At 69.7% G+C, this 13,674-nt stretch carries 11 protein-coding genes and 1 tRNA gene; 4 read left to right on the top strand and 8 right to left on the bottom strand.

Translation table 11 applies throughout. From position 1 onward, the window contains the following. Positions 1-393: MspA family porin (locus BR31_RS0117275; protein WP_027502071.1), on the top strand; the 393-nt coding region annotated here is incomplete at its 5' end. Between the two features lie 261 nt (positions 394-654). Here BR31_RS0117275 and BR31_RS0117270 read toward each other — a convergent pair. Then, entirely contained in the window at positions 655-1,497 is an 843-nt protein-coding gene (locus BR31_RS0117270; RefSeq protein WP_027502070.1) for an alpha/beta fold hydrolase, read from the bottom strand. Next, positions 1,494-3,287 (bottom strand): N-acyl-D-amino-acid deacylase family protein, encoded by a 1,794-nt coding sequence (locus BR31_RS0117265; protein WP_027502069.1) that lies wholly within the window; start codon positions 3,285-3,287, stop codon positions 1,494-1,496. The genes BR31_RS0117270 and BR31_RS0117265 overlap by 4 nt, the downstream gene beginning before the upstream one ends. A 100-nt stretch (positions 3,288-3,387) precedes the next feature. Between BR31_RS0117265 and BR31_RS0117260 the strand changes: the two genes are divergently transcribed. Next, on the top strand, positions 3,388-4,026 hold the full coding sequence (locus BR31_RS0117260) for a TetR/AcrR family transcriptional regulator (protein WP_027502068.1): 639 nt from the start codon (positions 3,388-3,390) through the stop codon (positions 4,024-4,026). Here the strand turns inward: BR31_RS0117260 and BR31_RS0117255 are convergent. The 3 genes from BR31_RS0117255 to BR31_RS0117245 are packed head-to-tail and all read right to left on the bottom strand — an operon-like array spanning position 4,023 to position 7,697. After that, positions 4,023-5,093, bottom strand: a complete 1,071-nt coding sequence (locus tag BR31_RS0117255; protein ID WP_027502067.1) for an ABC transporter ATP-binding protein — start codon at positions 5,091-5,093, stop codon at positions 4,023-4,025. The two genes, BR31_RS0117260 and BR31_RS0117255, sit on opposite strands and share 4 nt — an antisense overlap. Next, positions 5,090-6,655 (bottom strand): ABC transporter permease, encoded by a 1,566-nt coding sequence (locus BR31_RS0117250; RefSeq protein ID WP_027502066.1) that lies wholly within the window; start codon positions 6,653-6,655, stop codon positions 5,090-5,092. Before BR31_RS0117250 ends, BR31_RS0117255 begins: the two co-directional genes overlap by 4 nt. A 4-nt stretch (positions 6,656-6,659) precedes the next feature. Then, positions 6,660-7,697 (bottom strand): iron ABC transporter substrate-binding protein, encoded by a 1,038-nt coding sequence (locus tag BR31_RS0117245; RefSeq protein WP_027502065.1) that lies wholly within the window; start codon positions 7,695-7,697, stop codon positions 6,660-6,662. Between the two features lie 194 nt (positions 7,698-7,891). Here BR31_RS0117245 and BR31_RS0117240 point away from each other — a divergent pair, with 194 nt between their 5' ends. After that, positions 7,892-8,098: a (2Fe-2S)-binding protein gene (locus BR31_RS0117240; RefSeq protein WP_027502064.1), complete on the top strand. Its 207-nt coding sequence runs from the start codon at positions 7,892-7,894 to the stop codon at positions 8,096-8,098. Between the two features lie 89 nt (positions 8,099-8,187). Further along, positions 8,188-8,673 (top strand): bacterioferritin, encoded by a 486-nt coding sequence (gene bfr, locus BR31_RS0117235; protein ID WP_027502063.1) that lies wholly within the window; start codon positions 8,188-8,190, stop codon positions 8,671-8,673. Between the two features lie 55 nt (positions 8,674-8,728). Here bfr and BR31_RS0117230 read toward each other — a convergent pair whose 3' ends face one another. From BR31_RS0117230 to BR31_RS29045, 3 genes are all read right to left on the bottom strand, one after another. Continuing rightward, positions 8,729-11,959, bottom strand: coding sequence for an arabinosyltransferase domain-containing protein (locus tag BR31_RS0117230; protein ID WP_037177028.1), 3,231 nt, complete (start codon positions 11,957-11,959; stop codon positions 8,729-8,731). A gap of 136 nt (positions 11,960-12,095) precedes the next feature. Continuing rightward, a tRNA-Cys gene (locus tag BR31_RS0117225) sits at positions 12,096-12,166 on the bottom strand. Between the two features lie 61 nt (positions 12,167-12,227). After that, a complete protein-coding gene (locus BR31_RS29045) occupies positions 12,228-13,421 on the bottom strand; it encodes an MFS transporter (protein WP_037177026.1) in 1,194 nt (397 codons plus the stop codon). Between the last annotated feature and the right edge of the window lie 253 nt (positions 13,422-13,674).

Genomic DNA, 13,674 nt, shown 5'->3' with positions numbered 1-13,674 from the left:
GACGGCGGCAAGATCGAGCCCGGCTACGTGGTGGCCTGCCAGCTGACCCTCGGCGGCAAGGGTGGCGCCGACACCGGGATGTCCTCCAACTGGGAGGGCGAGGGTGTCAAGCAGACCGCCAAGAGCGCGGGCAACCTGTCCATCGCTCCCGGCCAGGCCAAGAACGTCAAGCTCCTCGACCTCGAGAAGGCCGACGACTTCGGTGGCGAGTCGCACTCCGGTGCCAACAGCTTCAAGGGCAAGAGCGGCAGCGTCACGTGGGCCGACTCCACCATCGGCGTCGAGGGCTGCGCCGGCTACGCGCAGGCCCGCTCCTACGTGAAGGTCACCGCCAACACCAAGAACGTCAGCAGCACCATCACCCTGTGGGGCCAGCCCTTCAGCATCGGCTGATCCACCCCGAACGCACCCGGACCACTCGGCAGCGCCCCCTCGCAACCGAACCCGGGTGGCGCCGTGCTCGCCGGCGCCGCGCCTCGTGGCCTGCCCCCCGGCTCACGAATCGCGGCACCACGACGCGGCCGCAACACGACTGTGCGCGAGGCCCCTCGGGGCCTCGCGCACAGTCCGTCTCAAACACCCCTCCCACAGGTCTGGATGCCCGCAGCAACCCACGATTTGTGGGCACAACGGCGCACCGGGGGGCCCGCAGGACTACCGCGAGTGCGCCGTCAGGTGTTCACCGAGCAGCGCGTCCAACCGCTCGGGCGCCTCGTCGGGGATCCAGTGACTGACGCCCTCGAGGACCTCGAACCGGTACGGGGCGTCGACGTATCGCGACGTCAGTGCTGGGCCGACCCGCCCGATCGCGGTGTCGCCGTCGCTCCACACGTGCAGGGTGGGCACGCGTACCTTGGCCGACGCCCGACCCGGCGTCGTGAAGGCCATCCCGCGGTACCAGTTCAGCCCGCCGCGGGCCCTGGCGCGCTCGCGCATCGGGCCGGCGTCACGGGCCACGTCGGCTGGTGACATCCCGGTGGCGAGCAGTTGCTTGCGCAGGGTGTCGCCTGCCAGCAGCGATTCCGGCAGCACCGGGATCTGGAAGGCGAGCATGTACCAGGACTTGAGCACCTGACTGCTGGTGAGCACCGCCCGGACGAACGCGGCCGGGTGCGGCACCGACAGTGTCGTCAGGGTGCGGATCAGGTCGGGCCGGTCCACCGCGACAGTCCACGCCGCACCCGCACCCCAGTCGTGCCCGACCAGATGCACAGGCCCGAGCCCGGCCTGCTCGATCAGCGCCACCACGTCCGCGCTCAGCTGGGAGCTGCGATAGGCCCATCGAGATCGCGGCCTTGCACGCGGCGAGGCTCCCCTCAGGTCGGGCGCCAGGGTCCGGAAACCGCGCCGGTGCAGCAAGGGCGCCAACCGATCCCAGGACCGCGAGTCCTGCGGGAAGCCGTGCAGCAGCACGACAGGGGCGCCGTCGATCGGACCGGTGTCGCGGACGTCGAACGTCAGGCCGTCGCGGATGAACGTGGTGATCCGATCGCTCATGCGCGCGACCCTACGCGGACCTGCCTGCCCACACCACGGGCCTTGGCGCCGGCGGGCAGGAACTGTCCGGTCTTCTCGATGCCGAAGCCCGGGGCGAATTCGCCGTCCCGGTAGACGAGCCGGCCGTTGATGACGGTGGCCACCGCCGCGGCGTCGCTGCGGTTCACCATCCGGCGCAGGCCGCCGTACTCTGGCACCGCTTCCTCGAACAGCCCGTCGACCGAGGCGTCCAGGCCCGCCGGATCGACCACCACGAGGTCGGCGCGGTCGCCCTCGCGCAGGTGGCCCGCATCGATGCCGTACCAGTCGGCGAGCTCGCCGGTGAGGCGGTGGATCGCCCGCTCGATGGAGAGAAAGGGCTTGCGCGCGGACTGGGCGTCGTTGACGCGCTTGAGGAGTCGGATCGGATAGTTGTAGAAGGCCATGTTGCGCAGGTGCGCGCCCGCGTCGCCGAACCCCATCTGCACGCCAGGGCTGGCGGCCAGCCTGTCGGCGAACTTCGGCCGGTGGTTCGCGACCGTGGTCCGCCACCGCAGCGACGTGCCGTACTCCACCACCAGGTCCAGGTACGCATCGACCGGGTGGACCCCCCTCTCGTCGCCCACCCGGCCGAAGGTCTTGCCGATCAGGGTCTCGTCGGGGCACCCGACGATGACCGCGTCGTAGAAATTGCGGTGCCAGATGCGCGGCGAGAACTTGTTGTCGTAGTCCCTGCGGAACCAGCGGCGGTACTCCTCGTCCTGCAGCAGCGCGTTGCGTTCCACCTCGTTCTTCAGGTGCAGCGCGGCGGCGCCCGCGCCGAATTCCTCGAACACCACCAGGTCGATGCCGTCCGCGTACACGGTGAACGGCACCGGCAGGTGCTGCCAGCGGAAGTTCGTCTTGGCGAAGCGGTTCAGCAGCGGCGCCGCGGTCAGCATGAAGTACACGATCGCGGGGTAGGCCTTGGAGTCGGCGCCGGAGAGCAGCGACGTCTTGAGCGGCTTCTTCCGACCGATCGCGGAGCTCTCGACGAAGAACGCGGCCACGTTGGGGTGCAGGTTGATCGTCGGCGCGCTCTGCAGGATCTTGCCGCGGTCGCGCAGGATCCGGTTGAGGAAGCGGAACTCGCGCCAGCGCGCGTACGTCGACGGCAGTGAGCGCGAACGGTATTCGTCGCCGTCGATCTTGTCGAGGGCGTTGGTCATCGAGGACAGGCCGAGGAACCCGGTGTCGATGGCCTCGGTGAGCATCGAGCCCATGCGGTCGAGCTCGGCGGCGGTGGGCCTGGTCTTCTTGTCCGTGCCGCGGCCGAGGCCGAGCACGTGGGTGCGGATGTCCGAGTGGCCGATGAAGCCGGCCACGTTGGGGCCGAGGGGCAGCGCGTCGAGCGCGTCGACGTACTCCGCCGGCCCGCGCCAGGTCTTGTTCTCCTCCAGGATCCGCAGCACCGACTCGCGCGGCACGGCCTCGACCCGGCTGAACAGATCCGCGCACTCGCGCGGGGTGGAGTAGACGGTCGAGAGCGAGCAGTTGCCCAGCACCACGGTGGTGACGCCGTGCCGGACCGACTCGGGCAGCCCGGGGCTGACCAGCGCCTCCGCGTCGTAGTGGGTGTGCACGTCGACGAAACCCGGGAGCACCCACTTGCCTGCCGCATCGATGACCTCGGTGTCCGGCCCGACCGGCAGCGCGGCGGAGGAGACCGCCGCGACGACGCCGTCCCGGATCCCGAGATTGCGCCGCTGACCGGCCGCCCCCGTGCCGTCGAACCACAGGCCGCCGTTGACCACGATGTCGAACTCGGGCATTGTCGCGCTCCTCACCTCAAGTAAGTGTTACCCGAGGTTACATATCTCGTTGAGTTGAAGTCAATGGACCGGTTGAGGATTTCTCAATAGAGTGCGGGGCATGGCCGCTGCCCCTCGCTCCCCCGCCGATCGGCGCGCCCAGATCCTCGAAGTCGCGGTGCGGATGCTCGAATCCGAGTCCTTCGACGACCTGTCGATGGACCGGGTGGCCGCGGAGGCCGGGGTGTCGCCGCCGCTGCTGTTCCACTACTTCAAGAACAAGCAGGGCTTCCGGAATGCGGTGCTCCAGGCCAGCGCGGAGACCCTGCAGCAGCGGATGACGCCCGACCCGACGCTGCCGACGTCCGCCCAGCTGCGCGGGGGTGTCGAGACCTTCTTCGACGCGGTGGTCGCGCACCCGACGAGCTACCTGGCCGTGATGCGGTTGGCGGGCAGCGGCGACGAGGGCATGCGCCGGATCTATCGCGGGATGCGTCGCACCTTCACCGACTGGATCGTGCACGCGCTGACCGAACTCGGCCTGCCGACCACCCCCGCCGTCGACGCCGCCGTGCAGGGCTGGCAGGCCTTTATGGAGGAGATCGTCCTGTCCTGGCTGGACGAGCCCACCATGGCGCGCGTCGAGGTGATCGACCTGTGCGAGCGGGCCTTCTATCACCTGCTGCCGGCCGCGGGCCTCGACGCCGAGCAGATCGTCCGCGCGCTGGCCGCGGCGGAGCCGAATACCGCGGCGCCCTAACCGGTGTGGCCCTCCATCGGGAACACCTCGGCCTCACCCAGCACCTCGATGGCCACCAGCGACCCGACCGCCGGGGTGCGGGTGCCTGCCTGCCGGACCCTGATGTGCGTCGGCGAGGAGTTGAGGGTGATGTCGAGCAGCGCCTGCGAGCCGAGGAACTCGGTCGCCGTCACCGTCCCCTTCTTGCGCCCGTCGGGCGCCGCCCCCGGGTCCGAGGCCACGATCTGTTCCGGGCGCAGCATCATCCGTCCTGGCCCCTCGAACGCGCTCGCCCGCACCGGGATACGACCGAGGGCACACTCCGCGACGCCGCCGGCCACGACCGCGGGCAGCAGGACGCACTCGCCGAGGAACTCGGCGGTGAAGATGTCCACCGGACGGTGGTACAGCTGCTCCGGCGCGCCGACCTGGGTGAACCGGCCCGCCCGCATCACCGCGACCTGCCCCGCGAAGGAGAGGGCCTCCTCCTGGTCGTGGGTCACCAGGATCGTCGTCACCCCCGCCGCGCCGAGCGTCTGCGCCACCGACTTCCTGGTCGAGGCACGCAGGCCCGCGTCAAGGGCGCTGAACGGCTCGTCGAGCAGCATCACCTCGGGCTCGCGGGCGAGCGCGCGGGCCAGCGCCACCCGCTGCTGCTGCCCGCCGGACAGCTCGTGCGGTCGCCGCCGCGCGTAGGACTCGTCGAGCGAGACCATCTCGAGCAACTGTGCGACCCGCCTGCCGGATCCGCCCCGGCCCCGCACGACCGCGCCGCGCAGGCCGAACCCGATGTTCCCCGCGACGGTGAGATGCGGGAACAGCGCGCCGTCCTGGGCCACGTAACCGACCCGCCGTCGGTGCGCGGGCACCACCCGGCCGGGTCGCGCGACGAGGACCCCTGCAATGGACACCGTCCCGGCATCGGGGCTGTCGAACCCCGCGACGACCCGCAGCAGGGTGGTCTTCCCGCAGCCCGACGAGCCGACCACCGCGGTGGTGGTGCCGCGCTCGACACGCAGGCTCACCCCGTCCAGGACCGCGGTCGGGCCGTAGGACTTCGACACGGATTCGATCTCCACCTCGCTCACAGCCCGGCCGCCTTCTGGGACTGTCGCAGCAGCAGGTAGGTCATGGGCAACGCCAGCAGGATCATCGTCAGCGCGAAGGGCGCGGCGGCGGCGTAGTCGAGTTCGCTGGTCAGCGACCAGAATCGGGTCGAGAGCGTCCTCGTCCCGCTCGGCGCGAGCAGCAGCGTGGCGGTCAGTTCCGTCACGATCGCCATGAACACCAGCGCGGCACCCGCCGCGGCCGCGGGCGCGGTCAGGCGCAGCGTCACCCGCACGAAGGTGCTCGCCTGGGACCGCCCGAGCGCTGCCGACGCCTCCTCGAGCCCGACCGGGACCTGCGCCAGGCCCGAGCGCAGCGACACAAGGGCCCGTGGCAGGAACATCAGCACGTAGGCGGTGATCACCACGACGACCGTCTGGTAGAGCGGGTTCGCGTAGCGGATGGTGACGGTGATCAGCGCCAGCGCGGTGACGATCCCCGGCAGCGAACTCGTCACATAGTTGCAGCCCTCCACGATCCTGCTGAACACCCCGGGGCGCCGCACCGCGATCCAGGCGACGGGGAACGCCAGCGCGGTGGTCACCGCGGCGCCGAGCAGCCCGAAGACGAGGGTCTGCGTGAGTGCGGGCCACAGCGTGCCCGTCCGCCAGACGCCCGTGCCGCCGATCCGCAACCAGCGCGCGATGGTCCACAGCGGGACGCCGAGGGCCGCGACGGTCAGCGCCACCAGCCCGAGCGCGGCGGGAACCGCGCTCCACCGCAACCGAATCCGGTCCGGCTGACGTGGCGCGCCCGAGCCAACCCGCGCGTACCGGGCCGAACCCCTGGCCGCGGCCTCGGCGACGAGCAGGACGAGGCAGCACAGCACCAGCACGCTCGCGAGCATGCTGCCAGCCGCACCATTGAAGGTGGACTGGTACTGCTCGAAGATCGCCGTGGTGAAGGTGTCGAACCGGAGCAGCGCGAACGCCCCGTACTCCGCGAGCAGGTGCAGCCCGATCAGCAGTCCCCCGCCGAGGACCGGCAGCCGCAGCTGCGGCACGACGATCCGGAAGAACACCCGATACGGACCGGCCCCGAGCGCGCTCGCCGACTCCTCGATGCCCGGGTCGAGCCGCCGCAGCGTCGCGGCGACGGGCAGCGCGACCAGCGGGAAGTAGGACAGCGTCGCGACCTGCACCCCGGACCACAGTCCGTGCAGCGACGGGATCGCGCTCACCCACGCGTAGCTGTTGACGAAGGCGGGCACCGCCAGCGGCGCGGCAAGGATCGGCGCCCAGTACCGGTGCCCGATCACCGTGGTGCGCAGGGCGATCCATGCGGCGCCGACCCCGAGGGTCATGCAGACGGGCACGGTGATGACCACGAGCGCGACGGTGTTGCGCAACAGCTCCCCGACCCGGGGGCGGAAGATCAACGCGGATGCCGTCGCCCAGCCGGTGGCGATCGTGGTGGCGACCACATACCCGAGCGGGATGAGCGTGATCGCCACCAGCGCCGCGACCACCGCCCCGACGGCAGGCGGCACCCGCCGTCGCTCCGACCGCCCGGATCGGGGGCGCGTGAGCGTTGGCGCGATCATCTCACTAGAGAAGGCCGGCCTCGGTCATGAACTGGGTGACCTTCTGGCTGTTGAGTTTCGACGGATCGACGGTCGGCGCCTGCAGATCCGCGAGCGGCACCAGCGCCGGATTCGACGGCACGCCGCTGCCGATCGCATACTCGAACGAGTCGCCCGTCTGCAGGATCTCCTGACCGGACTTGCCGGTCAGGAACCTCAGGAACTGCTGCGCGGCAACGGCCTTGTTGCTCGACTCGAGCACGCCGCCGCCGGAAACACTGACGAACGCACCCGGGTCCTCGTTCTTGAAGTAGTGCAGCGCGGTGTTGGAGCTGTTCTCGCCCGTCTTGGCCTGGTCGCCGAACCAGTAGTAGTGGTAGATGACCCCGCCGGGCACCTCACCCGCGTTGACGGCCTTCATCACGGCGCTGTTGCCCTTGTAGGGGACGGCGTTCTCCTTCATGCCCGCCAGCCATGCCCGGGTCACGTCCTCCCCCTTGAGTTCGAGCAGTGCGCTGACGATCGCCTGAAAGTCGGCACCCGACGGCGAGGCGGCCCAGCGCCCCTTCCAGCTCGGGTCCTGCAGGTCGAGCAGCGACTTCGGCAGCTGGTCCTGCGGCAGCTTGTCCTTGTTGTAGACGAAGACCGTCGAACGCGCCGCGATCCCCGTCCACTTCCCGGTGGACGGCCGATACTGCTGGGGCACCTGCGCGAGGGTGTCGGGATCGACGTCGGTGAACAACCCCGCGTTCTCGACGAGCGTCATCGCCGGCGAGTTCTCGGTGAGGAACACGTCGGCCGGGGAGGCTCCGCCCTCGGCGACGATCTGATTGCCGAGCTCGGTGTCGCCGCCGTTCCGCAGGTTCACCTCGATCCCGGACTCGGCGGTGAACTCGTCGACCCATTCCTGGGTCAGCGATTCGTGCTGGGCGTTGTACACGGTGATCGCCTCGGGCGTGTTCGCCGGGGTTCCGGTGTCCGAGTCGTTGGAGCAGGCGGTCGCGCCCACCAGGGTCGATGCCAGAAACGCCGCGCCCGCGATCGTCTTCCATCCTGCTGCCATGACGGTGCCCTTCGGCCGCTGTGACCATCGGGGAATCCCCGATGAGGATTGCCTCAGCAACGTACACCCGTGGGTGCGCGCGCGGGCCGCGATCGACCCACGATCAAGATCAAAAAGTTGGGTTAGCCTACCCTTTTCATTGGCTGATTCTTAGTGTAGCCTTCGCTGAGGAAGCCGGGCTGGAGGATCTCGACATGTACGTCTGCGTTTGCGAAGCAGCCACCGAAGAACACGTGCAGCAATGCATCTCTGCGGGGGCGCGCACCGCCAAGCACGTCGCGCTGGGCTGCGGCGCGGGGCGCGGGCGCGGCTGCGGCATGTGCCGCGACCGGATCAAGTCGATGATCGAACAGCACTACGCCACCGTCGTCGAATGTGAGGCAGAGCCGATCAGCGCCTAGTCGCGATTCGCGCACAACTACACCGAGTGAATTCACTCGGTGAGGGTTAGGCTGACTCTAGTGTCCAGCCCACCCCCACCGGAGGTGTCATGCGCGGCGACGACGAGGTCATTGCTCTTCTCAATGAGCAGTTGACCAGTGAACTCACAGCGATCAATCAGTACTTTCTGCACTCAAAGATGCAGGCCAATTGGGGTCTGACCAAGCTCGCGGAAAAGACGCGGGAGGAATCCTTCGAGGAGATGCAGCACGCGGAGTTGCTCACCGACCGGATTCTCATGCTCGAGGCCCTGCCGAACTACCAGCGGCTGCTGCCGCTTCGCATCGGACAGACCATCCGGGAGCAGTTCGAATCCGATCTGGCCATCGAGGTCGAGGTGGTGCAGCGCCTCCGCCCCGGCATCACGATGTGCCGCGAGAAGGGCGATCACACCAGCGCCGGTCTCTTCGAGAAGATCCTCGCCGAGGAGGAGGACCACGTCGACTACCTCGAGACCCAGCTCGAGCTGATCGACAAGCTCGGCGAGCAGCTCTACCTCGCGCAGACCGTGGATCAGCCGCCGACTGCCGGCTGACCCAGGGGGACGCCGGCGGAATCCCCCACCGGTGCCTGTCCGGCACCGGGCCGGCTCACCACGCGATGTTGATCGGGCCGGGATCCCATGTACCCGAGCGCCGCACGGTCTCGGCATCCAGCTGTGCCGGTTCGGCGTTCGGGTCGATGCGTGCGTACTGCTCGAGGCTGCCCCAGTCCCGGTCCCAGTCCCCGTCGAGGTAGGTCGGCAGCGTCCTGCCGGTGGCCGTCATGTCGATCCAACCGAGGGGGCCGCCACCGAAGTGGTCCTGCCACAGGCTCGTCATCACCGCGCCGGGGCGGTCCGGGAGGATCCGGTATTCCGGGATCTCGGCGACGCCGAGTCGATGATTGAACGGCTGCTGGCACGGGAACTGCAGCGCCACTTCCCAGTCGATCATGGTCGGTGTGGACGAGCCGACCAGATCGTTGAGGGTGGTCGTCCTCGGGACCCTCGGCGGTGTCACGGCGACCCACTGGTCGGGGTCGGTGTCGCTGTCGTCGACGACGATCCGGACGGCGTTCGATTCCGCGGGAACCTGGTCGAGCGGCACCCGGAGGTTCCGCCACGAGGGTGCGGGTCCGATGTCGATGGGCAGGGCACTGCCCAGTTTCCGGACGGTTCCGTCCCCACCGCGGACGCCGTACTCGAGTTCGACGCGGGCTCCTGGAGTGGCGATGCCGTCGCTGTCGACCGAGTAGACGCGGCCCGCGACGGACATCGAGACCAGGTCACCCTCGGCGGGCAGGACATACCAGTCCGAGGTCAACGACGCGGGTCCGCTCGTCCCGAAGGTGCCGAGGACGGGAGTGGCCCCGGGATCGAGACCGAACGGCAGGGCGACGCTGCTGCCGTTGATGCCGGAGGCGCCCTGGCCGCCGGCGGTGCCCGCCGCGTTGCTGGACTTGGCGTCCTCGTTGTCGAGTGACTTGGCCATGCCCTCGGAGGCGGCATTCTCGTCGGAAGTCAGGTCACCCGCCACCCCGTTCGGGGTGAATCCGGCGCTCTGCACGCCGAGCGCGTTCGCCGGCGCGGCCGTGAGCGGTTGCAGGACAGAGGCATTCGGATCGGTCTCGACGAGCACGTCCTCGGCAAGGCCGCAGGAGTGGCCGGCGAGGGCGCCAAAATTCGACTTCGCCAGCGAGAACGAGGGGTACTGAGCGATCGCCCCCTTGGTCATCGAGAGCACGAAGACCAAGACCATGGCCCCGGCCGCGACCGTCAGCGGGGGAATCGACCACAGTCGGCCCGGCCGAGCGGCCCTGTCTTCGTGAGGTTCCCGGAGGAAACACCACGCGGCGACCAGCAGCATCACCACGGTGAGCCCGAGCAGGATCGTGCCCGCGCCGAGCCCGGCGATCGTCACCGGCTTGTCCCACCAGGGGATACCCCAAGCCGACACGTACCACCAACTGTTGCTGCTGGTGAACGCGAGCGCGAGCACGAACAGCACGGCGGCAGCGAACAAGGCCCTGTTGCGGCGCGACCGGAGCACGGTCGGGCCAACCGCGACTGCGGTCAGCACGGCCAGCGACCCGGCCAGGCCTGCGTAGATCCCGAAGTGATGCGTCCACTTGGTGGGCGTGAACATCATCAGCACCATCGCCGCGATCGTGATGCCGATGATCCGGCGCGACGGCCCAGCCGCGGTCCCTGGGATCCGGCCCCCGCGACGCAGCATCACCAGCAGGCTGGCGACGATCGAGAGGACCATCACGAACACCCCGAACCGTCGGGCCAGGGACCCGTCGGCGTTGATGATGAACAGCCACTCGTAGCGCTTGTACTCCTCGAACCAGGCATTCGTCGGGGGAATCGTGTGCACGTGCTGCATCTCGATCACGGCGGCGAGGGTCTGGTCTGCGAACACCGCGACCAGGATGACCAGACCCGCGGCGGCGATCGGTCCGAGCACGGCGAGATAGCCGACGGTCTTGGCGCGCGCGGCGACGATCGCCAGCACCGGCCTGGCGCCCGCGATCAACGCGCCGAAGCAGATGATGCCGGAGGGCCCGACGGTCACCGTGAGCGCGCCGATCAGCACGGCGACGGCGGCGGGCAGCAGGCGTCGGGTCGCGATGGCGCGCTCGACCGAGCACCACGTCAGCAGCACACCGGCGGCGACGATCGGCTCGGGGCGCAGGCCGTTGTTGTACGGCAGCCAGAACGCGAGGAACACCAGCCCGCCGGTCCACATCGCGACCCGGTTCCTGCGGACCGCGGCGCCGAGGCGCGGGGCCACCTCGCGGCTGATCACCAGCCAGCACACGATGCCCGCGATCAGCGCGGGGAGCCGCATCCACGGGCTGGCGGTGGACACCTTCGTCATCAGCGCGAGCAGGTCGTAGTACGGGGTGCCGAACGGCGCCTCGGGCACACCGAACCAGCGGAAGTAGTTGGCCATGTAGCCCGACTCGAGCGACGACCTGGCCATGGTGAACTGGTAGCCGTCGTCCGAGGTGGTGGCGCCGATGAAGTGCCACAGCAGCAGCGTTCCGGTCACCACCGCGTCGATCGGGGTGAACTTCCACCAGCGCGCGGGCAGGAACCGCCGGGAACGTCGTCCGTCGAGGCCGTCGATGCGGTGCAGCCCGACCAGGGCGACGGCGGTCGCGAGCACCGCGACGATCATCGCGACGAGCTTGATCGCGGACGGCGTCGACGTGAACCGGGTATCGAGATCCGCGTGCACCGCCAGACCAGCGGGCACGGCGCCCTCGAGGTCGCTGAACACGCCCACCAGCTGCGGCCGGAAGTCGCCCGCGAGGGTGGTCGGGTCGCCGCCCGCGAGCGTGGTGACGGTCCGCTCCGCGTTCGAGCTGACAGTGACCGACCGCCCGGCGAGCTCGTCGACCGGGATCGCAAGCAGGGTGTGGTCACGCTGGACGATCTCGAACTGCGCGGGCCCGCCGTCCGCACCCGGGCTGACCCGGGCGACAACGCCGTATCGGGCCGCGTCCGCCGCGCCGACCGGGGCGGTCGAGACCACGACCCCACCGGAAGCGGACAGCTGCGCCGCCGCGGCGGCTGGAATCGTCGCCTCGAATTCGAGGGGCGCGTACGACACCAGCGGCGCCTCGACTCCGGCGATCGAGTCCGCCTGGGGCCAGGACAGGCTCGCGCTCTCCTGCTGCACCGGCAGGAACGGCACCGACAGCGCGGCCAGGATCCCGAGGACAGAGGACACCACGGCAACGAGGCGAATACGGCCGGCCCCCACGCGGGCCGCCTGTGCCGGGTCCGGTCGGCTGGACTGTGGTCGTTCGTCTACGGCGCTAACGGTCACGACGATCGATGCTATCCGGCAGAAACGTTCCAGATGGTCTCTTCTGTCGCGCCGCTCGACGACATCGGGACCCGCACGCGTCCGACAGCTGCGAACACGGGTCGGGGCCGGCCCCTGCAGACCGGCCCCGACTTCGAGCGGATGACGGGAATCGAACCCGTGTGAACGGCTTTGCAGGCCGGTACCTAACCACTCAGCCACACCCGCATCGATAGGACACTCTGCCGACTCGCCGACGGTCCGACCAGGGTTCGGCTCACGCTGATTCTTAGGCGGCCGACTCGGGCCGACGCAGCGCCAGCAGCGCGCTGAACCCGGCGGCCAGCAACGCGAACGCCACCGAGCACACCGCGAAGGCGGTGCCGCCGAGCGTCGTGAGGCCGAGCGCGGTGGTGCCCGCGCCCGTGCCGATGTAGAGCACCGAGTTGTTCCAGGACACCGCGGGCGCGCGACGTTCCGCCATCACGGTGGTCAGGTAGACCTGCGCGGTGCTGAAGAACGCAGTGCCGCAGAAGAACGCGAGCACGAACCCGGCGAGGCACACCTGCCAGGTGTCCGCGGTCGCCGCGACCCCCAGCGCCACCGCGAGCACCAGGCCCCACCCGACGCTCAGCTCCGAGACGTGCCTGCCCGCAGAGCTCCACCGATCGATCAGCGGCCCGGCAACCATCGAGCCGATCAGCGAACCGATCCCGACCACCATGCCCACCAGCCCGAGCACCCCGGTCTCGAAACCGAACTTCGTGGCGAACAGCGCTCCCGCGTATGCGTAGGTGCCGAGGCGAGCGGCCTGCACAAAGAAGTTGCCAGCCATGATGGTCCGGAACACCCCGACCTTCCACAGCCCGAACGAGGACCTCAGCGCGGACAGCGGCCGACCGCGCGATGCGGATGCCCGCACCGATTCGCGCAGCCGCAACCCGATGAGCGTGCCCGCCGCCACCAGTCCGAGCGCGACCGCCGCAAAGGCCAACCGCCAGCTCGACCCGGCCGCGGCAAACGTCGCCAGGGGAACCCCGACGATCTGACCGCCCGCGTAGGCGGCCGACCCCCTGGCGATCGCGCGACCACGTTCGTGCGGCGCCGCGGTCTCCGCCAGGTAGGCCCACATCGCCGGACCCACCAGGGCACCGCCGATACCGCCGATCGCGCGAGCGGCGAGCAACCAGCCGAGTCCGGGTGCCAGCGCGCAGAGCAACTCACCGGTCGCGAAAACCGCGATCCCGGACAGGATCACCCGTCGACGCGGCAGGTGTTCGGTGAGCGCCCCGACCAGGGGGCTGGCTATCGCATAGGACAGGCCGAACACCGTGACCACCCAGGCCGTGGCGGCGATGCTGGTGCCGAAGTCGTCGGAGATGGTCGGCAGCAGCGGGGACGCCAGGAACAGCTCTGCGCCCATCAGGAAGAACACCGCCTGGATCAGGGCGTGCTGGCGCCAGGGTGTGTGCGGCTGCGTCAAGTCTCTCTCCTTCGCCCACCGACGCTACCGCCAGCGCAAGCCCGTCCCCGTGGCCGACTCCCGCTGACAGGGAACAGGTGCTGTCCTACCGCGCCCCCACTCCCCTACGGTGCGCTCATGACTGCATTCGACTTGCGGGACCTGGCGGGCACCACCGCGGTCGTCACGGGGGCGGCCTCCGGCATCGGCGCGGCGATCGCCCGACGGGCCGCCGGGCTCGGAATGCGCGTGGTACTGGCCGACTTCGACGGAG

This window comes from Rhodococcus sp. UNC363MFTsu5.1 (assembly GCF_000686785.1).
Classification (GTDB): Bacteria; Actinomycetota; Actinomycetes; order Mycobacteriales; family Mycobacteriaceae; genus Rhodococcus_G; species Rhodococcus_G maanshanensis.
Note: the sequence above shows the minus strand (reverse complement) of the source record. Positions and strands in the feature narration are given on the sequence as shown.

Excerpts from the sequence above, each read along its gene's own strand:
- BR31_RS0117270 (WP_027502070.1), bottom strand. The coding sequence starts at position 1,497 with ATGAGCGATCGGATCACCACGTTCATCCGCGACGGCCTGACGTTCGAC.
- BR31_RS0117265 (WP_027502069.1), bottom strand. The coding sequence starts at position 3,287 with ATGCCCGAGTTCGACATCGTGGTCAACGGCGGCCTGTGGTTCGACGGC.
- BR31_RS0117260 (WP_027502068.1), top strand. The coding sequence starts at position 3,388 with ATGGCCGCTGCCCCTCGCTCCCCCGCCGATCGGCGCGCCCAGATCCTC.
- BR31_RS0117250 (WP_027502066.1), bottom strand. The coding sequence starts at position 6,655 with ATGATCGCGCCAACGCTCACGCGCCCCCGATCCGGGCGGTCGGAGCGA.
- BR31_RS0117245 (WP_027502065.1), bottom strand. The coding sequence starts at position 7,697 with ATGGCAGCAGGATGGAAGACGATCGCGGGCGCGGCGTTTCTGGCATCG.
- BR31_RS0117240 (WP_027502064.1), top strand. The coding sequence starts at position 7,892 with ATGTACGTCTGCGTTTGCGAAGCAGCCACCGAAGAACACGTGCAGCAA.
- bfr (WP_027502063.1), top strand. The coding sequence starts at position 8,188 with ATGCGCGGCGACGACGAGGTCATTGCTCTTCTCAATGAGCAGTTGACC.